At 43.8% G+C, this 26750-nt stretch carries 26 protein-coding genes, 1 rRNA gene and 1 riboswitch; of the genes, 4 read left to right on the plus strand and 23 right to left on the minus strand.

Annotated features, from left to right (window positions below; translation table 11 throughout):
• Window positions 1–13 precede the first annotated feature (13 nt).
• The 3 genes from ligA to EV282_RS17895 form a co-directional block, all read right to left on the minus strand.
• Window positions 14–2020, minus strand: coding sequence for an NAD-dependent DNA ligase LigA (ligA, locus tag EV282_RS17885; RefSeq protein WP_130297247.1), 2007 nt, complete (start codon window positions 2018–2020; stop codon window positions 14–16).
• A gap of 21 nt (window positions 2021–2041) precedes the next feature.
• Complete coding sequence (gene pcrA, locus EV282_RS17890) at window positions 2042–4285, minus strand: DNA helicase PcrA (RefSeq protein ID WP_130297282.1); 2244 nt, start codon at window positions 4283–4285, stop codon at window positions 2042–2044.
• A 66-nt stretch (window positions 4286–4351) separates the two neighbouring features.
• Window positions 4352–5044, minus strand: a complete 693-nt coding sequence (locus tag EV282_RS17895; RefSeq protein WP_130297248.1) for a heptaprenylglyceryl phosphate synthase — start codon at window positions 5042–5044, stop codon at window positions 4352–4354.
• A gap of 383 nt (window positions 5045–5427) precedes the next feature.
• Between EV282_RS17895 and EV282_RS17900 the strand changes: the two genes are divergently transcribed.
• Window positions 5428–5961, plus strand: a complete 534-nt coding sequence (locus tag EV282_RS17900) for a GNAT family N-acetyltransferase (RefSeq protein WP_242611947.1) — start codon at window positions 5428–5430, stop codon at window positions 5959–5961.
• Here the strand turns inward: EV282_RS17900 and EV282_RS17905 are convergent.
• From EV282_RS17905 to EV282_RS17925, 5 genes are all read right to left on the minus strand, one after another.
• Window positions 5958–6488: an NAD(P)H-dependent oxidoreductase gene (locus tag EV282_RS17905; protein ID WP_130297250.1), complete on the minus strand. Its 531-nt coding sequence runs from the start codon at window positions 6486–6488 to the stop codon at window positions 5958–5960. The genes EV282_RS17900 and EV282_RS17905 overlap by 4 nt on opposite strands.
• Before the next feature lie 76 nt (window positions 6489–6564).
• Window positions 6565–6984, minus strand: a complete 420-nt coding sequence (locus EV282_RS17910) for a MarR family winged helix-turn-helix transcriptional regulator (protein WP_226537032.1) — start codon at window positions 6982–6984, stop codon at window positions 6565–6567.
• Window positions 6985–7309: 325 nt separating this feature from the next.
• Window positions 7310–7615, minus strand: a complete 306-nt coding sequence (locus EV282_RS17915; RefSeq protein ID WP_066285765.1) for a YerC/YecD family TrpR-related protein — start codon at window positions 7613–7615, stop codon at window positions 7310–7312.
• 20 nt (window positions 7616–7635) lie between these two features.
• Window positions 7636–8667: a DUF3048 domain-containing protein gene (locus tag EV282_RS17920; RefSeq protein ID WP_130297251.1), complete on the minus strand. Its 1032-nt coding sequence runs from the start codon at window positions 8665–8667 to the stop codon at window positions 7636–7638.
• A 47-nt stretch (window positions 8668–8714) separates the two neighbouring features.
• Window positions 8715–10463, minus strand: a complete 1749-nt coding sequence (locus tag EV282_RS17925; protein ID WP_130297252.1) for an adenine deaminase C-terminal domain-containing protein — start codon at window positions 10461–10463, stop codon at window positions 8715–8717.
• A gap of 91 nt (window positions 10464–10554) precedes the next feature.
• Here EV282_RS17925 and EV282_RS17930 point away from each other — a divergent pair, with 91 nt between their 5' ends.
• From EV282_RS17930 to EV282_RS20655, 3 genes are read left to right on the plus strand one after another with little or no spacing between them, the layout of a single operon-like run.
• Window positions 10555–10815 (plus strand): YgaP family membrane protein, encoded by a 261-nt coding sequence (locus EV282_RS17930; protein WP_130297253.1) that lies wholly within the window; start codon window positions 10555–10557, stop codon window positions 10813–10815.
• A gap of 17 nt (window positions 10816–10832) precedes the next feature.
• Window positions 10833–12104 (plus strand): MFS transporter, encoded by a 1272-nt coding sequence (locus EV282_RS17935; RefSeq protein ID WP_165389527.1) that lies wholly within the window; start codon window positions 10833–10835, stop codon window positions 12102–12104.
• Between the two features lie 55 nt (window positions 12105–12159).
• Window positions 12160–12264 (plus strand): EYxxD motif small membrane protein, encoded by a 105-nt coding sequence (locus EV282_RS20655; protein WP_347400206.1) that lies wholly within the window; start codon window positions 12160–12162, stop codon window positions 12262–12264.
• Here the strand turns inward: EV282_RS20655 and purD are convergent.
• The 15 genes from purD to rrf all read right to left on the minus strand — a co-directional run.
• The gene (gene purD / locus EV282_RS17940) at window positions 12242–13510 is read right to left on the minus strand and encodes a phosphoribosylamine--glycine ligase (RefSeq protein WP_130297255.1); all 1269 of its coding nucleotides are present in this window, start codon (window positions 13508–13510) and stop codon (window positions 12242–12244) included. The two genes, EV282_RS20655 and purD, sit on opposite strands and share 23 nt — an antisense overlap.
• Before the next feature lie 226 nt (window positions 13511–13736).
• Window positions 13737–15275, minus strand: coding sequence for a bifunctional phosphoribosylaminoimidazolecarboxamide formyltransferase/IMP cyclohydrolase (purH, locus tag EV282_RS17945; RefSeq protein WP_130297256.1), 1539 nt, complete (start codon window positions 15273–15275; stop codon window positions 13737–13739).
• Window positions 15272–15862: a phosphoribosylglycinamide formyltransferase gene (gene purN, locus EV282_RS17950; RefSeq protein ID WP_130297257.1), complete on the minus strand. Its 591-nt coding sequence runs from the start codon at window positions 15860–15862 to the stop codon at window positions 15272–15274. Before purN ends, purH begins: the two co-directional genes overlap by 4 nt.
• Window positions 15859–16899: a phosphoribosylformylglycinamidine cyclo-ligase gene (gene purM, locus EV282_RS17955; protein WP_130297258.1), complete on the minus strand. Its 1041-nt coding sequence runs from the start codon at window positions 16897–16899 to the stop codon at window positions 15859–15861. The genes purN and purM overlap by 4 nt, the downstream gene beginning before the upstream one ends.
• A 14-nt stretch (window positions 16900–16913) precedes the next feature.
• Window positions 16914–18332: an amidophosphoribosyltransferase gene (purF, locus tag EV282_RS17960; protein ID WP_130297259.1), complete on the minus strand. Its 1419-nt coding sequence runs from the start codon at window positions 18330–18332 to the stop codon at window positions 16914–16916.
• Window positions 18308–20539, minus strand: coding sequence for a phosphoribosylformylglycinamidine synthase subunit PurL (purL, locus tag EV282_RS17965; protein ID WP_130297260.1), 2232 nt, complete (start codon window positions 20537–20539; stop codon window positions 18308–18310). The genes purF and purL overlap by 25 nt, the downstream gene beginning before the upstream one ends.
• On the minus strand, window positions 20523–21206 hold the full coding sequence (purQ, locus tag EV282_RS17970; RefSeq protein ID WP_130297261.1) for a phosphoribosylformylglycinamidine synthase subunit PurQ: 684 nt from the start codon (window positions 21204–21206) through the stop codon (window positions 20523–20525). The genes purL and purQ overlap by 17 nt, the downstream gene beginning before the upstream one ends.
• Window positions 21203–21457: a phosphoribosylformylglycinamidine synthase subunit PurS gene (purS, locus tag EV282_RS17975; protein WP_130297262.1), complete on the minus strand. Its 255-nt coding sequence runs from the start codon at window positions 21455–21457 to the stop codon at window positions 21203–21205. The genes purQ and purS overlap by 4 nt, the downstream gene beginning before the upstream one ends.
• Window positions 21445–22167 (minus strand): phosphoribosylaminoimidazolesuccinocarboxamide synthase, encoded by a 723-nt coding sequence (gene purC / locus EV282_RS17980; RefSeq protein WP_130297263.1) that lies wholly within the window; start codon window positions 22165–22167, stop codon window positions 21445–21447. The genes purS and purC overlap by 13 nt, the downstream gene beginning before the upstream one ends.
• Window positions 22168–22493: 326 nt before the next feature.
• Window positions 22494–23786 (minus strand): adenylosuccinate lyase, encoded by a 1293-nt coding sequence (gene purB, locus EV282_RS17985; RefSeq protein ID WP_130297264.1) that lies wholly within the window; start codon window positions 23784–23786, stop codon window positions 22494–22496.
• Complete coding sequence (gene purK, locus EV282_RS17990; RefSeq protein ID WP_130297265.1) at window positions 23783–24937, minus strand: 5-(carboxyamino)imidazole ribonucleotide synthase; 1155 nt, start codon at window positions 24935–24937, stop codon at window positions 23783–23785. The genes purB and purK overlap by 4 nt, the downstream gene beginning before the upstream one ends.
• Complete coding sequence (gene purE / locus EV282_RS17995; protein WP_130297266.1) at window positions 24930–25415, minus strand: 5-(carboxyamino)imidazole ribonucleotide mutase; 486 nt, start codon at window positions 25413–25415, stop codon at window positions 24930–24932. Before purE ends, purK begins: the two co-directional genes overlap by 8 nt.
• A gap of 105 nt (window positions 25416–25520) precedes the next feature.
• Window positions 25521–25624: riboswitch (purine riboswitch) on the minus strand.
• Window positions 25625–25703: 79 nt separating this feature from the next.
• Window positions 25704–25910: an NETI motif-containing protein gene (locus tag EV282_RS18000; protein WP_130297267.1), complete on the minus strand. Its 207-nt coding sequence runs from the start codon at window positions 25908–25910 to the stop codon at window positions 25704–25706.
• A 3-nt stretch (window positions 25911–25913) separates the two neighbouring features.
• Window positions 25914–26420, minus strand: coding sequence for a DUF2179 domain-containing protein (locus EV282_RS18005; RefSeq protein ID WP_171978961.1), 507 nt, complete (start codon window positions 26418–26420; stop codon window positions 25914–25916).
• A 231-nt stretch (window positions 26421–26651) separates the two neighbouring features.
• Window positions 26652–26750, minus strand: a 5S ribosomal RNA gene (gene rrf, locus EV282_RS18010); the annotation flags it as partial.

Consider the following 26750-nt stretch of genomic DNA (forward strand, 5'->3'; position numbering starts at 1 on the left):
CTCTCGCCAATCTTTATTTGTTCAGCTCATCAACCAATTGCTGCTCATCCCAGACATCGATGCCAAGCTTTTTCGCCTTATCAAGCTTAGATCCTGCATCTTCTCCTGCGATCAGCATATCTGTATTTTTACTCACGCTTCCGGTCACTTTCGCCCCTAAGCGCTCCAATTTTTCTTTTGCTTCATTACGAGTTAGAATGGACAGCTTTCCAGTCAGAACAACGGTTTTCCCTGCGAACGGTGTGTCCAGATCCTCGACTTTAACAAGCTTAGGTCCTTTATATGTCATGTTCACGCCAAGGCTCTGCAGTTCTTCCATCAGTTCCTTAACTTCAGGCTTCGAGAAGTATAATTGAATAGAATCAGCCATTTTTTCGCCGATTTCTTCCACTTCTAAAAGCTCCTCTTTCGTTGCAGCCATCAATGTTTCCATCGTTTCAAAGCGCTGTGCGATTGTCTTTGCCGCCTTTGCTCCTACATGACGGATCCCGAGTCCGAAAAGAAGACGCTCTAATGAGTTTTCTTTTGATTTCTCGATCGCTGCAAGTAGATTGTCTGCGGATTTTTCACCCATACGTTCTAATTCTAACAGTTTATCACGCTCAAGCTTATATAAATCTGCAACATTATCAATCAGCTTCTCTTTAAATAATTGAGCGACTACTTTTTCCCCTAGTCCATCAATATTCATCGCATTTCTGGAAACAAAATGAATAAAGCCCTCACGGATCTGTGCCGGACATTGCGGATTTAAACAGCGGAGTGCCACTTCACCGTCCAAACGCTCGAGCTTGCTTTCACACTCCGGGCATTCTGTCGGCATGTTGAAATCCGTCTCGTCTCCCGTTCTTCGCTCTGTTATAACGTTAACGACTTCAGGGATAATGTCTCCGGCTTTTTTCACAACGACATAATCGCCAATTTTAATGTCTTTTTCGCGAATCAAATCTTCATTATGTAATGAAGCGCGTTTGACTGTCGTTCCAGCTACTAAAACAGGCTGAAGCAATGCGGTTGGCGTAACAACACCTGTACGGCCGACGTTAAGCTCGATCCCTTCAAGCTTTGTAACTACTTCCTCAGCCGGAAACTTGTACGCGATCGCCCAGCGCGGATTTTTCGCGGTGAATCCTAATTCTTCTTGCTGATATAACGAGTTCACTTTTATTACGATGCCATCAATTTCGTACGGAAGATCTGGACGTTTCTCCTGCCAGCCATTCACATATTCGATTACTTCATCGATGTTATCGCATTTTTTCCACTCCGGATTCGTTTTGAAACCTAAGTGACTCAAGTACGTTAGGCTCTCATCATGCGAATCAACCGAGTGGCCATCCAGCTTGCCAACTCCGTATAGAAAGATATCGAGGTTTCGGCTAGCTGCGATTTTTGGATCAAGCTGGCGCAATGAACCGGCTGCTGCATTCCTTGGATTCGCAAAAAGCTCCTGCCCTTCCTCTTCACGGTGAGCATTAAGCTTCTGGAATGATTTCTTCGGCATGAACGCTTCTCCGCGCACTTCGAGCATAACAGGATCCTTCAGCTTGAATGGAATGGAACGAATGGTTTTTAAATTGTTCGTAATATCCTCACCGATTGTGCCGTCGCCACGGGTTGCACCGCGAATAAATCTCCCATCCTCATAAAGGAGAGAAACCGCAAGTCCATCTATCTTAAGTTCGGCAACATACGTTACGTTATCACCTACACCATCGCGTACTCTGCGGTCAAAATCACGGAGGTCTTGATCATTGAATGCATTTCCAAGGCTAAGCATTGGAACAGTGTGCTCAACTTTTTCAAAAAAGTCCAAAACGGCACCGCCTACACGTGATGTAGGCGAATGCTCGTCATGGAGTTCAGGATGGTTATTCTCGAGTTCGATCAGCTCTTTCATAAGCTGGTCGTATTCAGCGTCAGGTACAGACGGCTTGTCCAGTACATGATATTCGTAATTGTATTTTTCTAAAAGCTCCCGGAGCTCCAGGATTCGGTTCTTTGCGTGTTCTTCGTTCAACCCGTTCCACTCCTTCTTTTCTTACTCTTTTTCGATCGGGGCAAATTTAGCAAGCAGTCTTTTCACACCAACAGGCTGCGGGAATGCGATATCCAGTTCTAGTGAATCACCTTCACCGCGCATGCTTACTACTGTTCCCGTTTCCCACTTACGGTGTTTGACTTTGTCGCCTACTCTCCAATCTAGTTTTTCCCCGCCGGAAGATTGATAGACAGGTGTTACGGTTTTCTTTTTCGGACTCATGAATGATGGAGTCGATCCACCACCGGAACGAGCCGAAGCACCCCAAGGAACAGACGGCTTTTCTTTCACCTCTGCTTCAATCAGATCAGCAGGAATTTCTGCGATAAAACGTGACTCCGGATTCGTTGTTGTACGTCCATAAAGTGTACGCATTCTCGCGTTTGTTAAGAAAAGCTCTTCCTCTGCACGTGTAATTCCTACGTATGCCAGACGGCGCTCTTCTTCCATCTCGTTCTCTTCGAAAAGAGCTCGGCTATGCGGGAACACCCCTTCTTCAAGCCCCATCAGGAACACGACAGGGAACTCCAGACCTTTTGCAGAGTGAAGCGTCATAAGAACAACGGATTCTTTCGGTTTATCTTCTTTTTCAGCCTCTTCATCCAGCTTATCGATATCCGCAACAAGAGCAAGGTCAGTAAGGAAAGCAATCAGCGACTTGTCATCCTGTTTCTTTTCAAAGTCCTGTGTCACGGAAATAAATTCATCGATGTTCTCTAAACGGCTTTGTGCTTCGATCGTTTTTTCAGCTTTTAAAGCATCCCGGTAGCCGGTCTTGCTTAAAACTTCTTCTGTGAGTTCAGTAACTGAAAGGAATTCCTGCTGGCGTGTCCAGTTCGTAATAAAGTCTGTGAACTCTTTTAAACTGTTTGTAGCACGTGCGCTAAGTCCGATCTGTTCTACTTCTAAGAGTGCCTGATACATCGATAAATCGTTAGCAGCTGCATATTGAGCGACTTTATCTAATGAAGACGCACCAATCCCTCGTTTTGGAACGTTCACGATCCGAGTCAGCGAGATGTCATCGTCAGGGTTTGAGATCAGACGAAGATAAGCAAGGATGTCCTTGATCTCTTTTCTGTCATAGAACTTCGTGCCGCCGACAATGTTGTAAGGAATGTTGGATTTTATCAAAACTTCCTCTATTACACGCGACTGTGCATTTGTTCTGTAGAGAATCGCAATATCGTTGTAAGATCGTTTGCCCGATGTTACAGCTTCACGGATCTTTCCTGTTACATAATAGCTTTCACCCTGCTCGTCATCGCCTTGATAGTAGGTGATGCTAGCTCCATCGGTATTATCTGTCCAAAGGTTCTTCGGTTTGCGGTTCATGTTGTTTTCGATGACTTTGTTCGCAGCCTGAAGAATCTTTTTCGTAGAACGATAGTTTTGCTCTAGCAAAATTACTTCGGCATCGTTGTAATCTTTTTCAAAAGAAAGGATGTTTGCGATATCCGCTCCGCGCCAGCCATAGATCGACTGATCAGAATCCCCGACAACACAAAGGTTGCGGAAGCGGTCAGCAAGCATTTTTACCAGCATGTATTGCGCACGGTTCGTATCCTGATACTCATCGACGTGGATGTATTGGAACTTGCGCTGATAAAACTCAAGCACCTCAGGAACTTTCGCAAACAATTGAATCGTCGTCATGATAAGATCGTCAAAATCAAGTGCCTGGTTCTTTCTTAAGCGCTTTTCATAGTTTTCATATACTTCTTGAACAACACCTTCAAAATGGCCGTTCGCAACTTTCGCAAAGTCCGATGCGGTCTTCAGTTCATTTTTTAAAGATGAAATCGAACTTAAGATGCCGCGCGGCTCGTATTTCTTCGGATCGTAGTTCAAGTCTTTAAGGATCGCTTTTACAACAGACAATTGATCTGTCGCATCTAAAATTGTAAAGTTTCGGTTGATTCCGATACGGTCGATGTCACGTCGCAAAATTCGCACGCACATGGAGTGGAATGTAGAGATCCAGATCTCTTCCGCTACAGGACCCGTGATCTTCGCAACCCTTTCTTTCATCTCTCTTGCTGCTTTATTCGTAAATGTGATCGCCAGGATGTTCCATGGTGCCACTTCTTTTTCCATCATTAAATATGCGATGCGGTGTGTCAGCACACGCGTCTTACCGCTTCCCGCTCCAGCCATTAACAGCAATGGCCCGTCTGTATGTTTTACTGCTGCTTTTTGCTCAGGGTTCAGCCCTGTTAACAACTTTTCGATCATTTGATGCATACTCATTATTCATTCACCGCCCGAACATATATTCTCATTTTATTTTCGCTCATTTTCCCGTTTTTTTCAAGTTCTATCCTTAACCGCTTTAACAGTTTCGATGGCAGCTTTCAGATCATCATACACGATGTTCCCGACTACAACCGTATCGGCAAACTGCGCCATTTCACTTGCTTGTGCGGCAGATGTGATTCCGCCTCCATAATAAAAGACTGTGTTCTCAAGCACACCTTTTACTTGTTTAACGATATTCACATCACCATACGTACCGCTGTATTCCAAATAAAAAATAGGAAGCTTAAACATTTTTTCCGCCATACGGGCATATGCTACAACATCATCTGCCGTTAGATCTGCATGAGCATTCGAACGCTCAGCCGCCGTACAATCAGGATTTAAGATGCAATAACCTTCCGTGATGATCTCTTCCCAATTCATGATGTCTCCATACTCTTTTAAAGCTTCATGATGCAATCCGGTAATGAAGTTCGCATCCTTCGCATTTAATACGGTAGGAATATAGTAAAAATCAAATCCAGGTGTAAGGGATTCAATATTTGAAACTTCAAGTACACAAGGAACCGCAAATCTGCGGATTCGTGACATAAGATCCAGTGTGTTATCAAGCGTTACCCCTTCAGATCCACCGACGATTACAGCATCCGTACCACTTTCGCAAATCATCTCAAGGTCGCTGTCGCTCATCTCTTTATCTGGGTCAAGCTTAAACACATGCTTCCATTCTCTATAATCAAACATGGTGTTCTTCCTTTCATGAATAAAGGCTGATCTCAACAAGTAGTTGTTTTTGGAAGTTGTTGATTTCCGTTCCAGGATGCTCGCTTTCCGGGGGGCGTGCGGTGAGCCTCCTCTGAGCTTTGCGCCGTTAGGAGTCTCACCTGTCACACTAATCCCCCAGGAGTCTCGCACCATGCACTCCAATCAACAAATCAATGAAGCGTACTCTAAAAATACTAAAGGCAAATATAGAACAGCTTTAAAAAACAACCCGTGCCTGCTTTTATAACAGGCCGTTTTCTGTACTTCTGCATTATATCAAAAATCAAGTTCTCACTCTATGATTCATCATGTGGAAAGATTGTGAAGTTCATACTTCAGTTTGGGGAGGCTTGCCTGTGCTCATGTGGCAAATTGACGATGAAATCATGCTGAAACAAGCAGACTTGAAAGAATCCGAATCTATTTTTATGCTGCTCGAGCATTCGCGCGAGCATCTCGGACCATGGATCGGCTGGGTGGATTACACTCAATCCAACGGGGAAATGAAACAGTTTATCAAAACGGTTAATAAAAAGATGAAAGATCAAACAGATGTTGTTCTTTTTATTTGGTATAGGGGTCAAGCTGCAGGGTCAGTCGCTTTATATGATATTAAGTGGCATAATCAGTCGGGAATGCTGGGATATTGGGTTGGAGCAGGATTTGAAGGGCATGGCATCGCACAGCGGGCTGTAAAGGGGATGCTTATGTATGCGTTCTATACCCTCATGCTGAACCGTGTGGAATTAAGAGCGGCTGTTCAAAATGAAAAAAGCATTAAGCTCGCCCGCCGGCTTGGCTTCCAGGCGGAAGGCATCGTCCGGCAAGCAGAATGGATTCGCGGGGAATGCCGCGACCAGGTACAGATGAGCTTGATGAAGGGTGAGTTTCATTAAATTTCTGGATTTATAACATAGGCAGCGTAATCTAGTGCACTTTGATCAATTTCCTCTTTAGATGCTCGGATCGCACCATGAATGGTAAACGGAGCAAGATATCGAGTTCCGATTAAATTTGATGTCGCCTGAAAAGGACGCAAAAGTTCAGAAATTGAATAATTGTTGTAACCGCCTGCTTGATACGAAATTTGCGGTCCTCCTGTTGAGATGGCAATGAGAAGCTCTTTGCCGTGCAAGTTATCTCCGCCTGGTCCGTAAGCCCAGCCGTATTGAAGCACTTGGTCCTGCCATTCTTTTAATAGCGATGGAGAACTGTACCAGTAGAACGGAAACTGCATAACGATACGGTCATGTTCAAGCAGCATGCGTTGTTCTTCTTCAACATTAATTTTCACGTCTGGATAAAGATCGTAGAGTTTTCTGACTGTAACACCTTCTTGTTTTTCGATTTCTTCAGCCCATCTCTTATTGACATGAGAGTTATGCAGATTCGGGTGGACGATTAGGACTAACGTTTTTTTCATTTTATATAATCTCCTTTTATATCTATTTTTCATTTGGTTGTACAAACAACTATTATTGTAAAAGAAAAGCTCAATGTTAATCGAGCTGCTCTGCTGCCAGATGTGTTGCTTTTGTAAGAGCTTTTCCTTCTTCTTCTCCCAGAATATCTGAGTATGTGCGGAATAGATCTTTCCACGCTTTTTCTAATTGAACCTGAATCTCTTCTCCCGCTTTTGTGGGATGAATGTGTGACATCTTCCCTTGCACTTTGCGCTCAGCCAACCCTTTAACAACGAGCTTATCTATAAACCTTGTAATAGTTGACGGCGTCATATGAAGTTCTTCAGCAAGTTCCGATTGTGAGATTCCAGGCTTGTTATTAACAAGCATCATTAAAAAACCATGCGTTGGAGAAATCCCTGTCGGTTTAAATGACTCCTCTGCCATTTTAGTGATGACACGAGAAAGTTTGTTCACCGTAAAATAAAGACAGTTTTGAAGATACTTTTCCGGCAAATGAAGCACCTCTTTTACTTTGATTGTTGTTTGTACATACAAATATAAAGTTGAAATGACATATCGTCAACCTTTTTGTCCTTTAGACAGAAAACCTAGCCTAAAATATACATTTCGGAAACAGTTTTTATTTATCTTTCCAGGAATCGCACGTTAGGCAGGTTTTTTCACACGTTATTTTAAAAAATCACACGTTAGCGAGCATTAATCGCACGTTAATCTCAAAAAACGCTATTTTCGACAAAGGCCCACATGTTCTAAAAATATTTCAATAGAACCTAACCTCAAACAAAAAAACCTGCCGCAGCAGGTTTTTCTTAATTATTTATTTCGCTTCTTCCTCTTCATGAACACGATCGAGTACCATTGCGTAAGCGTCGTTTCCGAAGTTCAGGCAGCGCTTCACACGTGAAATTGTCGCTGTGCTTGCACCCGTTTCGTTCTCGATTTTGTGATAGGTCTTACCTTCACGAAGCATGCGTGCCACTTCAAGTCTTTGTGCGAGTGACTGGATCTCGTTCATCGTACAAAGGTCGTCAAAGAAACGATAGCATTCTTCCATATCCTTAAGCGAAAGAACAGATTCAAAAAGCTGATCCAGCGCTTTTCCACGTAGTTTATCAATTTGCATGAAACATGCACTCCTTTTTTCTATTGCATCTTAACTGAATTCTCCATACCGCTAGGCACGATGTTGATCCAGGTTTTGCCCGGTATGAAAGCTCCGCCGTTCGGAACGATTCTGCCATTCTCGTTTTTCCACGAGATTTTCTGAGCAACACCATTTTGAATCAAAATCGCATCTCCGCCTGAAGTTAGATTGATTTCACGTCTGCCGGCATCATCGATAACCCGGTGAGCTGCCTCTACGATAAATACATTGCTCACTGAGATTGGAGTTTCAGTTTCCCTATCTATTGTCAGTTCATTGTTGCTGCTTCTAGCGTACGTCTTCTTTTTCTCGGAGTACGTAAATCCTACTGTTTCTCCGCGGCCATAATCAACCGTAACCTCTTTGGCCGACTCGCCTACAATATTCACGGAACTCGATTTTGTCAGGAATGGCAGCATATCCAGTTCGTCTGTTTGATCCGCTCCAACTTTATCCATACCTCTTAAAATATTTTCAGAGGTGATGTAAGAGTTGTGAGGTGCTTTTCTGAAATCAGCCCGTTTAAAAAGGCTGCCGTCGTAGTCCATGCCGTTCAAATGATCAACGGTACCGCTGTAAAGCATCTCTTTCGCTTCAGGACTGTATCCGTGCGCAACATAAAGTGCGTTGTATCCGCGGGAAAGTTCAATATAGTAGTCTCTCGCACTGCGGACTGGGCCGACTGTTTCAGGCATCTCACTCTGGAAGATAGCCAGGAAACGAGTAAGTTCTCCCTCAGCTAATACTTCGTACACAATATCGGCTTTATGAAGTCCTGATTGTGGTCGTGCCTTCCAGTGGTTGTTGACCATGACCGCTACCGCACGATGATCAACCTCTTCGTTCGTTCCAATACCAGTAAGGGGAAAGAATGAAGAGAATGTTTTTTCTTCTTTCTTATCTTTCTTCTTATCGGAAGCTTCGGCTTTATCCACCTTGCCGTCCTCTAATACCTTATCTTTTGCGTCTTTACATGCAGACAGCGTAAATACAAGGATCATAGACATCAAAATCACGTACCACTTTTTCATTGGGCTCACTACCTTTGTATCATTATTTTGCCCAATCCTTTTCTATATTAACGCATAATCGAAGGAAAGAGTAACCCTTTCTTTTTCACATCGTAAATGCCTCTTTGCGTAATGCGGATATATGGCAAGTGTGTTGAAGAAAAGAATAGAAGAGAATAAATCGGATCTTCGTATTGATAGCCCCGGTCTCTTAAAGCGCTCGTTAGGGCTTTTTCTTCCTCTATTAGTTCTTCTACAGCAAGATTCGACATTCCTCCCGCTAACGGAAGATTAATCTCAGCTACCACTTTGCCTTTTTCGGTAAGTACGATCCCTCCACCTATTTCTTTTAATCGTTCAAACGCCAAAGACATATCTTTTTTGCTTTTGCCGATAATCAGCAAGTCACCTGTATTCGAGTACGAACTCGCAAACCCATACAAATTTTTAGCAAAGCCCTTTACGATCGTGTTGGTCCGCCACTTTCCATCTTTATCGATCAGCATTAAGAAGCACTCATCTGAATCTTCGTTAATCTCTTCAGAAAAAGGATTGATCGATACATTATATGGTCGAGTGATGACACTATTGTACATTTCTATGCCAACAAGCCCTGAAAACGTAAAATCCTCATCATTTAGATCCCAATCTATTTTTCTTCGCTGGATGCCGTGACCTTCCCAGTCGAACTCAAAATCAGCATCCTCACTCGTATCTACCCCATCACGTTTCATCCATTTCCCTTTTGCCAAAACGGAAACTGGAAGAGGATTATGAACATCATCTAAAATATTTAAATGCGCCACACGCCCTGGAGCTACCATTCCAAATAGATGGTCCATTCCGTAATATCGCGCAACGTTATACGAAACCATCATATAGGCATCCACCGGGTCTATGCCTGAATCCAGTGCGATCTCAAGCATTTTATCTGTAACGCCTTCCTCATAAAAAGCAGGAGTTGATCCGTCCGTCGTAAAGAAAATTCGTTCAAAATTCGAGATGCCTTCTTCCTTCATCTGCCGCAGCAGTTTCGGAAGGTCTGGACGAATCGATGAATAACGAAGGGATACTTGTAGTCCTGCATTCAGCCGGTCCATCACTTCTGTACCTGTCATTGCTTCATGATCGCAATCGACACCAAGAAGCGTCATTGCGGTTAACGTTTTCTCTGATGCTCCCGGCAGATGTCCTTCAATCTTCTTGCCAGCTTTCTTCGTTTTCAGCATCCAATGTAAAAGCGTATCATCACCTTGAAGAACTCGTGGCCAGCTCGTCAGTTCTCCGCCTTGCAATACATATGGGCTTTCCAGAAGTTTTTTAATCGATGTTTCCGAAAAATACTTCTCCTCTTCCGCGAGCTCCGTTTGTGCGTCATATCGGCACCACCAAAAGAAATTAGCAGGCATTTCGTTCACATCTTCCATAAAAGAAAGCGCTTTCGAAATATTCATTTCAAAAAGAAGCATGAAGTTATCGGCTAAAAATACAGATGTCCCGCGCTGCAATGCATATCGAGAGAGCGTCTGGGGATTATAAAGTTGAAACGGATGACAATGTGGTTCAATGTATCCTGGCACAACAAATCGGCCTTCAAGATCCGTATATTCGGTACCCGTATCTTCAGCTGGGAGTTTTTCGCCAACATAGATAATACGGTCTTCTAAAATCCAGATGTTTGCCTTCGTCCATTTTTTAAGGGCGGTATTAAGGTAAGCTGCGTTTTTTAAGACAAGAGACGGTGCCATTTCACCTTGAATGACGGCCACTTGTTTGCGCATTTGTGATTTATTCCAAAACGCGATGTGTTGGTTCATGTTGGATTCACCTGTCTTCTCTGAAAATTTCGTTTTTTCAAGAATACCATAATCACCAAGCAATTTGGTAAAAATCGAAAGGAGTATCTCAATGAAACAAAATATTGGTTTAGTAAACAGCATGATCCGTATTATTGCTGGCCTGACTTTACTCTCTGTTTACACGGCTAAATTAACAAGAAAGCCTTACAAAGAGTCATATTTTCTTATGATTATGATGGCAGCGATGAAGGTGGCTGAAGGCATCGTACGTTATTGTCCGATGACAGATCTGCTTCATAAAAGCAAAGAAATGAACGATATGGATCTAGGAACTATTGCAAAAGAAGGTTCACCATTTAATCCTTCTTAAATGTTAGGGGGCATATGATGCCGACACATTCCATATTAAAGGGTAATCGGCCACTTCTAAGTCTTTTGATCATTGTATTTATTACACATCTCGGATCATATCTCGTTCTTCCTGTTCTGCCTATTTTATTAAAAGTTGAAACTGGACTTAAAGCTGCCCAGATCGGATTTACTCTGGCAGTGATTTCGGTGTTCATGCAAACAGGGAGTGTGGTTGGAGGAGTTTTAGCTGACCGTACAGGAAGACGTTTTATTATAGCGATCGGAGCGCTGATTCGGGCGGCCGGTTTAATCGGTTTTGCCTATTTCTCATCGTACTATCTTGTCTTGTTAACAGCAGCTGTCAGCGGTCTTGGTCTTGGTCTAAACGCTCCTTCAACTAAAGCGTTTATCTCTTCGCTTGTAAAAGAAGACATGAGATCTACCGCGTTTTCGCTTCGCGGTATTTTTGCAAATATCGGGATGGCTCTTGCAGGCTTAACGGTGTTTGCGTTATTTACGGATAATTCCAGGCTCATTTTCATAACTGCTGCCGTGATTTATGTAAGTGCCAGTATAATTAGCTGGTTCTTCCTGCCAGCTGGCTGTGGCGATGAAAATTGTGGAGAGGTAAAGTGGAACGAATATAAAGAGGCGCTTAAAAACATTCCGTTTCTTGTGTTTGTGATCGCAACGATCTTTGTTTGGGCACTCTATGTACAGTTTGCACTCGTCTTGCCTCTGCGTGCTGAAAGCGTCTTGAAGAACGGCAAAGACATAAGCATCATCTGGACGATTAACAGCATTACCGTCATTTTGGCACAGACGCTCATCACAAAAAACATCATCCGAAACATTCACCCTCTTACATCTGTCGGACTTGGAACTGTTTTTATCGGATTATCACTTGGCAGTTTGTTTTTCGCAAACACTTTATTTTTCTTTGTGTTTACAGGGCTGATCTTTATCGTTGGCGAGATGCTCCTCATGCCTACTCTTGATACTTCCATTTCCCAGCTTGCCGCTGCTCGTTTTCTTGGCATGTTCTTTGGACTTGCAAGTGTTTTTACTGGTATTGGTGAAGCGATCGGAAACTTTTTAGGCGGAAGACTATTCGAGCTTTCAGCAGGCGGAGAGAATGCAGCACCTTATATCGTTTACGCCATTGCAGGAATCGTAATTTTTATGGGCATGCAGCTTTTAAGAAGATGGGGACCGCTTAACATTATTCAGCCTCCAAAACCAGCTGATACAGCATCACCCATCACTGATTCAGCATCATCTCATCCCAATCCAATAAAAGAAAGCTGACTTGCCAAAGAATCTTTCTTCGGTAAGTCAGCTTGATTCAAAAGGAGAAAGCCTTATGAACTATGAATACTTAATGGATACTGCTTTTCTTTATATATTGCTCATCGGCGGAATTATCGCCATCACTTTCGTTTTTATTAAGAAGAGACGTGTGAAATAGCTTTATAACCAATATCTTTGCGATAAAAAGATCCTTCGCACGTAATCTTTTTCATTTCTTCGTAAACTTTTCGTTGTGCTTCTTCTAGCGTAACACCTTTTGAAGCAGCCAGAAGCACTCTACCGCCATCTGTCATTAATGCATCTCTTGAGCTTTTAGTACCTGCATGAAACACATTCGTGTTGTCATGAATTTCTTTAAGTCCTTTAATAAGCTGAGGTTCAGATGATGAAACAGGATACCCTGCTGATGCAAGAACAACACCGAGTACAGACTCATCCGACCACTTAAGCTCTGGCTTTTTGCCATCTAATAATGAGACCAGCAATTCTCCAAGATCATTTTCAAGCCTCGGTAAAATCACTTGTGTTTCCGGGTCACCGAAACGCGCATTGAACTCTATCACTTTTGGTCCTTCTTTTGTTAGGATCAACCCTGCATAAAGGATGCCGGTAAACGGTGTACCTTCTTTTTTCATCGCCGCAACAGTCGGCAGCACAATGTCGTGAATCGCTTTTTGAACAGCTGCATCAGGAATTTGTGGAACAGGCGAATAAGCTCCCATGCCGCCTGTGTTTGGCCCTTCGTCTCCGTCGTACGCTCGCTTATGATCTTGCGCGATCTCCATCGGAAGTACGATTTCGTCATGCACGAACGACATTAACGAGAACTCTTCACCTTCTAAGAATTCCTCTACAACGACTTTTTCACTGGCTGCACCAAACCGTTTGTCTACCATAAGTTCGTACAAGCCATCTTCAGCTTCCTCCTGCGTTGCCGCAACAATAACTCCCTTGCCTGCTGCAAGGCCGTCCGCTTTTAATACGATAGGCGCACCTTTTTCTCTTATATAGCTAAGCGCTAGATCGTAATTCGTAAACGTTTCTGATGAGGCAGTCGGGATCCCGTACTTTTGCATGAGGTTTTTGGCGAAAGACTTACTTCCTTCAATCTGTGCCGCAGCTTTTGATGGTCCGAAGATTCTAAGTCCCGCTTCTTGAAACTGATCCACGATTCCGTTAAGAAGAGGTACTTCAGGTCCTACAAACGTCAGATCGATCTCTTTTGACTTTGCAAAAGCTACAAGTTCATCAATCTCGTTTTCCTTAATCGGTACATTTACAGCGATTTTTTCTGTCCCAGGGTTACCTGGTGCTGCATATACGCGTGAAACACTTGGGCTATTGGTAAACTTCCAAACAAGCGCATGCTCACGTCCGCCTTTTCCGATAACAAGAACTTTCATGGACGCTGCCTCCTTTAAATGTTGTAAGACTGGTATCCCATGTCCTTTACAGATGAAATTTCACGGTACGTGTTCTTATATTTGTTACACGTTCGCTCAAACTTATTGGGGTTTCGCTCAAAAACGCCGAGTTACGCTCAAGATTTTCTCGCTACGCTCAAAATGCCTTAAGTTTCGCTCAAAATCTCCATTCTTCGCTCATAGTCTTCATTTTTACCTAAAAAGCTTAATGTCTAAAGTGCCTTACACCTGTAAACACCATCGTAATGCCGTGTTCGTCTGCTTTTTTGATTGAATCTTCGTCCTTAATGGACCCTCCTGGCTGAATAATCGCCGTTACTCCAGCGCGTGCCGCCGCTTCAACGGTATCATCCATCGGGAAGAACGCATCGGATCCAAGCGCAGAACCTTTTGCACGTTCGCCAGCTTGTTCAATGGCAATCTTCGCTGCACCAACACGATTCATCTGACCAGCTCCAACACCAACTGTCATTTCGTCCTTCGCAAGTACGATCGCATTTGATTTAACGTGTTTTACAACTTTCCAAGCAAGTTTCAGGTCTTTCCATTCCTGCTCAGTCGGCTGGCGTTTTGTAGGAATGGTTACATTCGCGTCATCTAGTCCATAAACATCTTCATCCTGAACTAGCATCCCGCCAGAAACAGTCGTAACTTTTTTCGCGATCCCTTTTCCATCTGTAAAATCGAGCTTCAACAGACGGATGTTCTTTTTCTTTGTTAAAATTTCTAAAGCTTCGTCTGTAAACGAAGGAGCAATAATGATCTCTAAGAAAATTTCCGCTAATTTCTCTGCCGTCTCAGCATCAATTTCTGTGTTTGAAGCGATGATTCCGCCAAAGATTGAAACCGGATCTGCTTCAAAAGCGCGTGTATAAGCTTCCAGTACCGTTGAACCTGTACCAACTCCACATGGGTTCATATGTTTCACTGCAACAACAGCCGGGTCAGAGAACTCTTTTACGATAGAAAGTGCTGCATCAGCGTCATTGATGTTGTTGTATGAAAGTTCTTTCCCGTGAAGCTGTTCTGCATTTGTTAATGAAAGTGATCCTGCGAGCGGATTTGCATAGAACGCCGCTTTTTGATGAGGGTTTTCCCCATAACGAAGATCTTGCTTCTTTTCAAATGTGACAGTAAATGATTCTGGGTGCTCTTCTTCTACAGCTGCTGTTAAGTATTCCGCAATCAGCGCGTCATACGCTGCAGTGTGGCGGAAAGTCTTCGCTGCAAGTCTGCGGCGCGTCTCTTCACTAACTGAACCCACGCTCTCTAGTTCACCTGCAACTGTCTCATAATCTTTCGGATCAACTACAACCGTTACATAAGCATGATTTTTTGCTGCAGAACGAAGCATGCTCGGTCCGCCGATATCAATATTCTCAATCGCATCAGAAAAAGTTGTATCTTCTTTTGCGATGGTTTCTTTAAATGGATATAAGTTCACGACAACAAGATCGATCGGTGCAATCTCATTTTCATGCATCGCTTGTTTGTGTGTTTCGTTGTCACGGACAGCAAGAAGCCCGCCGTGAATTTTCGGATGCAATGTTTTTACACGTCCGTCCATGATCTCAGGAAAACCTGTTACTTCGGAGATTCCGATGACTGGAATTCCTGCTTCTTCTAATGCTTTTTTTGTTCCGCCCGTCGAGATGATCTCTACACCATGACTCGCTAATTTTTCTGCAAAAGGAAGCAAGCCTTCTTTATTGGATACGGAAACTAGTGCTCGTTTAATGGTCATTGTACAATGCCTCCTACGGTGTCTCTTTGTAATAGTTTGTTTATGATGGCTGGGTACAATTGATGTTCGGCTTTCTGTATACGCTCCTGCAACGTTTCTCTTGTATCTCCAGGCAATACCGGAATTTTCACTTGTTCAATGATCGGTCCTGTGTCCATTCCGCTGTCTACATAATGAACGGTAACGCCTGTTTCTGCAACATTCGCTTCTAAAGCCTGGCCGACTGCATCCTTGCCTGGAAATGCAGGCAGGAAAGAAGGATGTATGTTTACGATCCTTCCTTCATATGCATCCAGCAGCACGCTGCCGATTAGCCGCATATAGCCTGCAAGTACAATAAACTCAACGCTATGTGCTTCAAGTTCATTCACAATCTCTTGTTCAAAATGAGCTTTTGAGGCAAACGTATTCGGTACAAAAGTAAAAATCGGGATGTTAAATTTACGGGCTCTTTCGATGACCTTTGCTCCGGGCTTGTCACATACTAAAAGCTGTATGTCAGCATTAAGCGTTCCATTGTCCACAGCGTCTGCAATCGCTTGAAAGTTGCTTCCGCTTCCTGAAGCAAACACAGCTATTCTTTTCATTCGATCGATCCTCCGCCAAAAATAACACCTTCACCTTTTTTAACACGTCCGATAATGTACGGCTTCTCACCCGTTTCCTCTAAAAGACGGATGATCGGCAGCATGTTTTCTTCTGAGACCGCAAGAACCATGCCGATTCCCATATTAAACGTAGTAAACATTTCTTTGCGCGTGAGGCTGCCTTTTTCTTCGATCAGATCAAAAACTGGAGGAACCGGCCATGAGCCATAATCAATTTCTGCAGCAAGCCCTTCAGGCAGCATGCGCGGAATGTTTTCGATAAAACCACCGCCTGTAATGTGAGCCACACCATTTACATCGTATTTATTAAAAACTTCCAATAACGGTTTAACATAGATTCGTGTTGGGGTCAGAAGCTCTTCACCAAGCGGTTTAGACAACCCGTTATATAGTTCCTGCAAATCCAATCCAGCGTCCTCTAATAAAACCTTTCGAACAAGAGAAAAGCCGTTTGAGTGCAGGCCGTTTGAAGCAAGTCCGATCAACACATCGTTCTCTCCAATTCGAGAGCCGTTAATCAGCTTAGATTTCTCAGCAATTCCAACTGTAAAACCTGCAAGGTCATACTCCTCACTGCTGTACATGCCTGGCATCTCGGCAGTCTCTCCCCCGATAAGAGCGCAGCCTGCCTGCTCGCAGCCGTCTGCGATGCCTTTTACGATCTGTTCAATTTTTTCAGGGTGAAGTGTGCCGCAAGCAATATAGTCCAGGAAATAAAGCGGCTCTGCTCCTTGCGCGACGATATCGTTCACACACATGGCTACTGCATCGACACCGATCGTATCGTGTTTATCAGTTGCAAAAGCGAGCATCAATTTCGTTCCTACTCCGTCTGTTCCGGAAACAAGCACAGGCTCCTTGTGTGAGAAACCTGACAGATCAAACATCGCACCAAATCCTCCAAGTCCAGCAAGCACTTCTGGACGTTTTGTTCTAAGTGCATGTATCTTGATCCGGTCAACCGCTTCATAACCTGCTTCGATATTCACTCCCGCTTGCTTATATGCTTCTGCCATCGACTTCTCCCCCTTTAAACAAGCTCTTTTTCATATGGTAAAACTGTATCTGGATAAATTTCTGTCGGATAACGTCCTGTAAAACAAGCTAAACACTGACCGCAGTTCGGTTCTGAGTTCGAGCGGCCAATCCCCTCCATCAATCCTTCAACAGAAATAAATGATAAAGAATCAGCTCCGATAATTTCTCGGATCTCATCAACTGAATGTTTTGATGCAATGAGTTCTGCACGCTCTGACGTATCGATTCCGTAGTAGCATGGATGGGCGATCGGCGGTGCTGTAATTCTCACATGCACCTCTGTAGCGCCCGCGGCACGCAGCATTTTAACGATACGGCGGCTAGTTGTGCCTCGAACGATCGAGTCATCTACCATCACAACACGTTTGCCTTCCACAATTCCTCGAACGGGTGAAAGCTTCATCTTCACTCCAAGTTCGCGCAGTTCTTGTGAAGGCTGGATGAATGTTCTTCCTACATAACGGTTTTTAATCAAGCCGATCTCATAAGGAATTCCGGATGCTTCCGCATAACCGATCGCGGCTGAAATACTTGAATCAGGAACACCTGTTACTACATCTGCTTCAACTGGTGCTTCTTCAAACATCTTCTTCCCAAGACTTTTTCGTGCAGCATGAACGTTAATTCCTTCAATATTGCTGTCTGGTCTTGAAAAATAAATATATTCCATCGAACACATGGAGCGCTGTACAGAAGTTGAGAAGCGGTCTACCGTTAACCCGTCTTCGTTAATGATTAGTAGTTCTCCAGGCTGCACGTCACGAACGTATGTTGCACCGATTACATCAAACGCACATGTTTCAGAAGCTACAACATAAGCATCACCCAGCATGCCTAATGACAATGGACGCAAGCCGTTCGGATCTAATGCCACCATCATCTCGTTTTCTGTCATGACTAAAAACGCGTAAGCACCTTTTAACATCGTAAGTGCGTTCTGTACTTTTTCCTTTAATGTAAAATATCCGCTGCGCTTGATTAAGTGAGCAAGCACTTCCGTATCAGATGTCGTCTGAAAGATGCTTCCTTGTGACTCCAGCTGATGTTTCAATGCATTGGCATTCACTAAATTTCCGTTATGCGCTAATGCGAGTGAACTCGTTTGCGAGCGGAATAAGAGAGGCTGAACGTTTGCAAGCTCATTTCCGCCAGCGGTTGAATACCTGACATGACCAATCGCACCATGTCCAATCAAACCTTCTAACTCGCCTTTGCTAAAAACGTCATTCACGAGACCGCTTCCTTTATGGATGCGGAGGCGCTCTCCATCCGTTACAACAATTCCAGCACCCTCTTGCCCACGATGCTGCAGGCTGTGAAGACCATAATACGTTAACTGTGCGGCGTCAGGGTGACCCCAAATACCAAATACGCCGCATTCTTCGTTTAAACCTTTGATGTCAGCAAGCATGGAATGGCTCCTTTCCAGGCATCTTCCAGTTCCTGGAGCGTACAGGATAATAATTCTTCACCCTGTTCATTATCGATCGCAAGACCGCTCTCAGAACGTACAAACCCTATGATTTTTGCATCTTTTACAAGCTGTTGGAACTCATCTTGATTTTCAGGTTTTACCGTTACTAAGAAACGGGATTGAGATTCACCAAAAAGACTTCCTATCGGCTCATCTGTCAGCGTAACGCTCGCCCCAACTTTTCCGTCCATCACAGATTCAGCAAGTGCTACTGAAAGTCCGCCTTCTGCCACATCATGTGCTGAAGCGATAAGCCCTTTTTGGATCGCTGTTAAAAGATCACGCTGTCTGTTTTCTTCCACTTCAAGATCGATGTGAGGTGCTTTGCCGAAAATGCGGCCTTCTTTCATCTTCTGAAGTTCACTGCCGCCAAATTCAGGCTTGCTGTCACCGATCAGATAGATGATATCTCCCGCTTCTTTAAAGCTTTGCGTTACAATGTGCTTTGTATCCTCAATCAGCCCTACCATTCCGATAACAGGCGTCGGGTAAACCGCTACACCGTTCGTTTCGTTATAAAGAGATACGTTTCCACCGATTACAGGAGTCTCAAGCTTTGTACATGCCGCGCTCATGCCGTCAGCCGATTTTTCAAGCTGCCAGAAGATCTCCGGCTTCTCAGGATTTCCGAAGTTTAAGCAGTCCGTTACAGCTAATGGTTTCGCACCTGAACATACAAGGTTACGAGCCGCTTCAGCAACAGCAATTTTCCCGCCAACTTCAGGATCAAGATATAAATAACGAGAATTACAATCCGTTGTCATCGCTAACGCCTTTTTCGTTCCTCTTATTCTCACAACTGCTGCATCAGATCCTGGCGCTACCACTGTATTCGTACGAACCATATAGTCATATTGGTTATAAATCCACTCTTTGCTCGCGATCGTCGGCTGCTCAAGTAATGATAGCAACGTAGATTTGAAGCTAGTAACCTCTGGGATATAGTCCTCTTGCGCTTGGAATTCACCATAATATGCCGGTTCTTTTGAAGGCTTATGATAAACCGGTGCATCTTCAGCAAGTGCATCTACTGGTACATCTGCTACAATTTCACCTTGATGAGTGAGGCGCAGTACCTTTTCTTCGATAACCGTTCCGACTGTTACACAATCAAGATCCCACTTTTCAAAAATCTTCTCTACTTCATGCTCGCGGCCTTTTTCCACAACTAACAGCATGCGTTCCTGCGATTCTGACAGCATCATCTCGTAAGCCGTCATACCTGTTTCGCGCTGCGGAATAAGGTCAAGGTTCATCTCGATCCCCATTCCTGCTTTACTTGCCATCTCAGCTGACGAGCTTGTCAGTCCAGCCGCACCCATATCCTGAATCCCAACAAGCGCATCACAGTTATGAATCAGCTCCAAACAAGCTTCCATCACGAGCTTTTCCATGAACGGATCGCCAACTTGAACCGCCGGACGTTTTTCTTCTGATGCTTCAGATAATTCTTCCGATGCGAATGTTGCACCATGGATGCCGTCGCGTCCCGTTTTTGCTCCAACGTACATCACGGAGTTGCCAGCACCTTTTGCCTGACCTTTTTTAATATCTTTGTGATCGATTAAACCCACACACATTGCGTTAACAAGCGGGTTACCTTCGTATGACGGATCAAACTGAACTTCTCCGCCTACTGTCGGAATACCGATACAGTTTCCGTACCCTGCGATACCAGCTACAACTTGCTCAAACAAATACTTCACACGAGGGGATTCTAATTCACCAAAACGCAGCGAGTTCAGCATTGCGATCGGACGCGCTCCCATTGAGAAAACGTCACGGATAATGCCGCCAACACCTGTTGCAGCCCCTTGATAAGGTTCAATCGCTGATGGATGGTTGTGAGACTCGATCTTGAATACAACCGCCTGGCCATCACCGATATCCACGATTCCAGCACCTTCGCCCGGCCCTTGCAGCACACGCTCTCCCTTAGTCGGGAACTTGCTCAATACTGGTTTTGAATTTTTATAGGAACAGTGTTCACTCCACATAACAGAGAACAATCCAGTTTCCGTCCAGTTTGGAAGTCTACCAATAATCTTTTCTACCAATTCAAACTCTGAATCACTTAAGCCCATTTTACGGTACAATTTCTGTTCTTTAATTTGAGAACTTGTTGGTTCATGTTGCAGCGACATAGCGTTCCCTCCAGCTCTTCACGATTGATTGAAATAATTTCAGTCCATCCTTGCTTCCTAACAGCTCATCAACAGCGCGTTCCGGATGCGGCATCATCCCAAGTACATTGCCCTCTTTATTTGTAATTCCGGCAATATCCTCAACAGATCCGTTCGGATTTTTTGCATAGGTGAATACGATCTGATTGTTTTCTTTCAACGTCTTTAGCGTCTCTTCATCGCAATAATAGTTTCCTTCACCATGTGCCACCGGAACAGAGATCACTTCACCTTTTTCGTATTGAGATGTAAAAAGTGTTTGATCATTTACAACAACAAGCTCTTCTGGCTGGCAGATAAATTTCAGCGATTCATTACGGCGCATCGCTCCAGGCAATAGACCTGTTTCAAGCAAAATCTGAAATCCGTTGCAAACACCTAGAACGGGCTTGCCTTCTTTTGCCGCCTTTACAACCTCACTCATCACGTTTGAAAATTGTGCGATCGCCCCAGAGCGTAAATAATCTCCATATGAGAAGCCGCCTGGCAATAAAATACCGTCAAATCCACTTAAGTCTGATGCATCATGCCAGACATACTCAACCTCACTGCCAAGCTCGTCTTTTACCGCATGATACATATCTGTGTCACAGTTCGATCCTGGGAATACGATTACTGCAAACTTCACTGTGCAACAACCTCCTCCACCTCATACCGGTAGTCCTCAATAACCGGATTGGATAAAAGTTTAGAGCACATGCTAACGATTTTCTCATCTAGATCATAGTCGCCTTTTTGAAGTGTCAGCTCCAGATACTTGCCGATACGTACGTCTTCAACCTCTGACTGTCCCATCTTATGAAGCGAATGCATAACTGCCTTTCCTTGCGGGTCCAATACACTCTCTCTTAGCGTCACATAAACTTTTACTTTATACATGATAGGCCTCCTAGACGTTTTAAAATAGTTTCATAAGCATCTGTTAAACTTCCAAGTTCACGGCGAAACACATCTTTATCAAATTTCTCGTTCGTTTCTGCATCCCATAAACGGCAAGTATCAGGGGAGATTTCGTCAGCTAACAGCAGTTGCCCTTCGCTGTCTAAACCAAATTCCAGTTTGAAATCTACAAGCTTCACATTTCGCTGAACAAAATACGAAGTCAGAATTTCATTAACCTGAAGAGCCTGTTTAGAGATGACTTCAAGCTGTTCTTTTGAAGCGAGATTGAGAATATCGATATGCTCTTCAGTAATCAGCGGGTCTCCAAGATCATCATTTTTAAAATAAAACTCAACAATCGTTCTTGGCAGGATCTGCCCTTCAGGTAAACCCGTGCGTTTTGAAAGCGAACCAGCCGCGATATTGCGCACGACCACTTCTAAGGGAATGATGGTCACCTTCTTTACGAGCTGCTCCGTTTCTGACACTCGTTTTACAAAATGAGATTCAATGCCTTTTTCTTTGAGCAACTCGAACAGAATGGATGATATCTCGTTGTTAAGTCTCCCTTTTCCTTCGATCTCGGCTTTTTTCTCACCGTTAAAAGCTGTGGCTGAATCCTTATAGCTTACCCATACGATATTTTCGTCTGATGTTGCGTAGATTTTCTTGGCTTTTCCTTCATACAGCTGCTCTAGCTTCTCCATTCTGACCCCTCCGTTTTAGGAACATTCCCAATATTCAATCTTTTAAAAAAGGCAAAGAGAAAGAGAGCTCTACATATCACTCTCTTTTTAGTTGAAGTCCTGCAAATAAGCTTTTATTGCAATTACTGTCGTCTTTGAAAGAAATTGATTTCCGTTCCAGATGCTCGCTTTCCGGGGGGCGTGCGGTGAGCCTCCTAGCGCTCTGCGCTGTTAGGAGTCTCACCTGACCCACTCGTCCCCCAGGAGTCTCGCATCTTGCACTTCAATCAACTTTCAATGAAGTCTTTTAAAAACAACAATCTTTAAAGATCCTTCTTATAAACCTTTTAAAGCCCTAATCTGTCGAAGATCGTATCTACGTGTGACAGATGATAACTGTAATCAAAGCATTCAGAGATTTCTTCTGGTGTTAATTTGTCTGTTATTTTTGTTTCTGCTTCTACTAATGTTCTAAACTGTACGCCTTCTTCCCATGCTTGCATCGCTTTTGGCTGCACTGTGTCGTATGCTTCTTCACGTGCCATGCCTTTGTCGATCAGTTTCAATAGTACTCGCTGTGAGTAGATCAATCCGTACGTGCGGCCCATGTTGCGCTTCATGTTCTCTGGGAACACCGTTAAGTTTTTGATGATGTTGCCAAAACGGTTCAGCATGTAGTTTAGTGCGATCGTCGCATCCGGCAAGATTACACGTTCAGCAGACGAATGCGAGATGTCACGCTCATGCCATAGAGACACATTCTCGTAAGCTGTCATCATGTACCCGCGGATCACACGTGCTAATCCTGTCATGTTTTCAGAACCGATCGGATTTCGCTTATGCGGCATTGCAGAAGATCCTTTTTGACCTTTTGCAAAGAACTCTTCAACTTCACGCGTTTCACTCTTTTGAAGTCCGCGAACTTCTGTTGCAAACTTCTCGATGCTTGTTGCGATCAACGCGAGTGTTGACATGTAATGTGCATGACGGTCGCGCTGAAGTGTTTGTGTAGAGATTGGTGAAGCTTCTAACCCAAGCTTTTCACACACATATTTTTCAACGAAAGGGTCAATGTTGGCATATGTTCCAACTGCTCCAGAGATCTTTCCGAAACGAACCGTGTCAGACGCTTGCTTGAAACGTTCAACGTTACGCTTCATCTCTTCGTACCATAAAGCAAGCTTCAATCCAAATGTTGTAGGCTCAGCGTGTACACCGTGCGTACGTCCCATCATCACTGTGTACTTATGTTCTTTCGCTTTCTCTCCTAAAATTTCAACAAAACGATCAAGGTCTTTTGCCAGGATGTCGTTTGCTTGTTTTAAAAGATAAGAAAGTGCTGTATCCACAACATCTGTTGAAGTCAGCCCGTAATGTACCCATTTGCGCTCTTCACCCAGCGTTTCAGAAACCGCTCTAGTAAAAGCAACCACATCATGACGTGTTTCTTCTTCGATCTCTAAAATGCGGTTAATATCAAACGACGCATTTTCACGAAGCTTCTTCACATCTTCCTTAGGGATATCACCAAGTTCAGCCCAAGCTTCACATGCCAGGATCTCAACTTCCAGCCAAGCTTGGTATTTGTTTTCATCCGTCCAAATAGCTCCCATCTCTGGGCGAGTATAACGTTCGATCATTGTTGTACCTCCGTCTTCTTTCTCTCTATAAATACGTTAGACACGATTTCAGCTTTTTCTAGCGCTTCTTCAATGGTTTCGCCTAAAACCGTAATGTGCCCCATTTTACGTTTCGCTTTTGCTTCTTTCTTTCCGTACAGGTGCAGTTTCGCTTCTCCTAATTTTCCTATCTCATTTAACACGGTCTCATGATGTTCACCTAAGATGTTGATCATTATGGCCGGTTTTATTAAGTCTGTATTACCAAGCGGCCAGTTGCACACAGCACGTACATGCTGATCAAACTGTGACGTCTCACATGCCTCGATCGTGTAATGCCCCGAGTTATGCGGGCGCGGTGCAAGTTCATTCACATAAATACCGCCGTCTTTTGCGACGAACATCTCTACAGCAAGCGTCCCAACAAGCTCCAGTTCCGTTGCGATTGACCCTGCTAAGAGCGTTGCTTGTTCCGCCGTTTGCTTTGTGATTCGTGCAGGTGCTATCGTTTGGTGCAGAATGTTGTCTCTATGAATATTCTCTGCTATCGGAAACGATTTAACCTCACCGCTTACGCTTCTTGTTAAAATAACCGAAATCTCTTTATCGAATTCCACCCATGACTCAAGGACACAATCAGTTTCTCTATTTAATAGCTGTTCTGCTTTTTCGATGTCGCTTTCCTGCTTGATCACAACTTGGCCTTTTCCGTCATACCCCCCGCGGCACGTCTTTAGAACGGAAGGAAGTCCTAGCTGTGCGATTGCATCAGTTAAAGAATCTAAATCTGAAACAGGTCTGAAAGGAGCTACCGGTACGCCAGCTTTTACGAGTGTTTCTTTTTCTTTTAAACGATGTTGAGTAACTGCAAGAAGTCGGCTTCCCTGCGGCAGGTGTGCATTTTCCTCGAGCCAGCTTGCACTTTCTGCATCTATGTTTTCAAATTCATAGGTGACAACATCGCTTAGAGCTGCAAGCTTACGGATGCCTTCACGATCTTCGTAACCGGCTAAAATCTGCTGATCTGCAACTTGCCCGCAAGGCGAATCTTCACCTGGCTCTAAAACTACGACACGTAGTCCCATTTCTCTTGCGCTCAATGTCATCATGCGCCCTAGCTGTCCGCCGCCTAAAATCCCAATTGTCTGCTGTGGTCTAATTGTTTTATACAAGCTGCTCACTACTTTCAATCGCCATCTCTTCAGCATTAGCCCGGCGTTGTTTAAGTCGTTGTCTTACACCTTCATCATGAACGGCTACCATTTGTGCAGCTAGAAGTCCTGCGTTCGCTGCACCAGCTTTACCGATAGCAACAGTTGCTACGGGTACGCCTTTAGGCATCTGAACGATGGATAAAAGTGAATCAAGGCCATTGAGCGCTTTAGACTGAACCGGCACCCCGATAACAGGAAGGATCGTCTTTGCTGCAACCATGCCCGGCAAGTGTGCTGCACCGCCAGCTCCTGCAATAATTACTTCAAGTCCTCTTTGTTCAGCTTCTTCTGCATATTGAAACATAAGATCTGGTGTACGGTGTGCTGAAACTACTTTCTTTTCAAATGCTACTTCAAGTTCTTCTAAAATATCGCACGCTTCTTTCATTGTCTCCCAATCTGAAACACTTCCCATGATCACGCCTACTTTAGCCATGGCAGCCTCCTTATTGTCAGAAAAAATAAAAAAGTCCAGTTTGTATGCTTCTCCCTAAATATGAGAGAAAGCAGCCAACTGGACATACGTATCCGATAAAAATAACAGAAAGATGCTTTCCCTCATAGTCTGATGAGATATAAGGTCATCAGGTAGAGACTTACGGGCCATATCCCCGAAATTATATGAGGGCTTTATTCTTCTGGTTTTATTGTAGCAATGGTCGTTTTCATTTGTCAACAAAAATCGAACATTAAGTTATATAAAATACTTAATGTTCGTGTTTTGCTATGATTTTATAAGTTTCCCTTCAAAAACAATTCGTTGTTCCTTCACTTCTGGTTCCAATCTGCCATTACGTTTCACCTCATGAAACACAGGCTCTTCCATTCTTCTAACCGGTGTATAGCCTTCCTTTGCCATACGGTCCAGGCAGTCAGAAATGGACTCTCCTGTTTCAACAGCAAACTTCTTTTTAGATGGTTTCTTCTCCATCTGTTACCTCCTGATACCCTTGACCCAAAACCCGCCATGAAACGCTTTCGGCTCATGCGAAATAATAAAAGCCTTTGGATCCAAATCTTTAACTGTATTATATAGATTCAACTCTGATTTACGAGATGTGAGAATCTCCATCATTAAACGCTGTCCTTCACGACCTTCAGCAAGCCAGTTCGTAACCCCGTAGCCCTTGTTGCGAAGCGCATTAGGCAGGCCGCCCGCAAGATCAGTTGTAATCACGTTAACAGTAGTATATCCAAGTGCCAGCTTTTCCTCAATCTTCATCCCCACAAGCACACCGGCTCCATAACCAACCGCATAAGCAATCAAGTTCTGAATCTCATTCAAGTTATCAAGTACTAGACCAAGTCCAACAATATAGATGATAACCTCAAATATACTTATAAAAGCAGCCAGATACCGCTGCCCTTTAAGCGTTAAAATCATCCGGATCGTAAAGAACGAAACGTACACAATATTTATCAATAATATAATACAGACCATAACAACCGCATTATCTAACAAGGTGGCAACCTCCTAAGGTGAAAAAAATACTTTGTTAAGAATAACACTTTTTGGACAAGTTGGAAACTGGAGAATTGATGCAAAAACAGTTAGATGGGGAATAGGAGATTTGAACATGAGGTTAAAGACTAAATACATTTACATATCACTCTAGAAAACTGTAAAAATAAAAAAAGATGGAACGAACATAAAGTTCATCCCACCTTCTTTGCCTAGCGACGTCCTACTCTAACAGGGGGAGACCCCCAACTACCATCGGCGCTGAAGAGCTTAACTTCCGTGTTCGGTATGGGAACGGGTGTGACCTCT

It is taken from the genome of Fictibacillus sp. BK138 (assembly GCF_004216955.1).
GTDB lineage: Bacteria > Bacillota > Bacilli > Bacillales > Fictibacillaceae > Fictibacillus.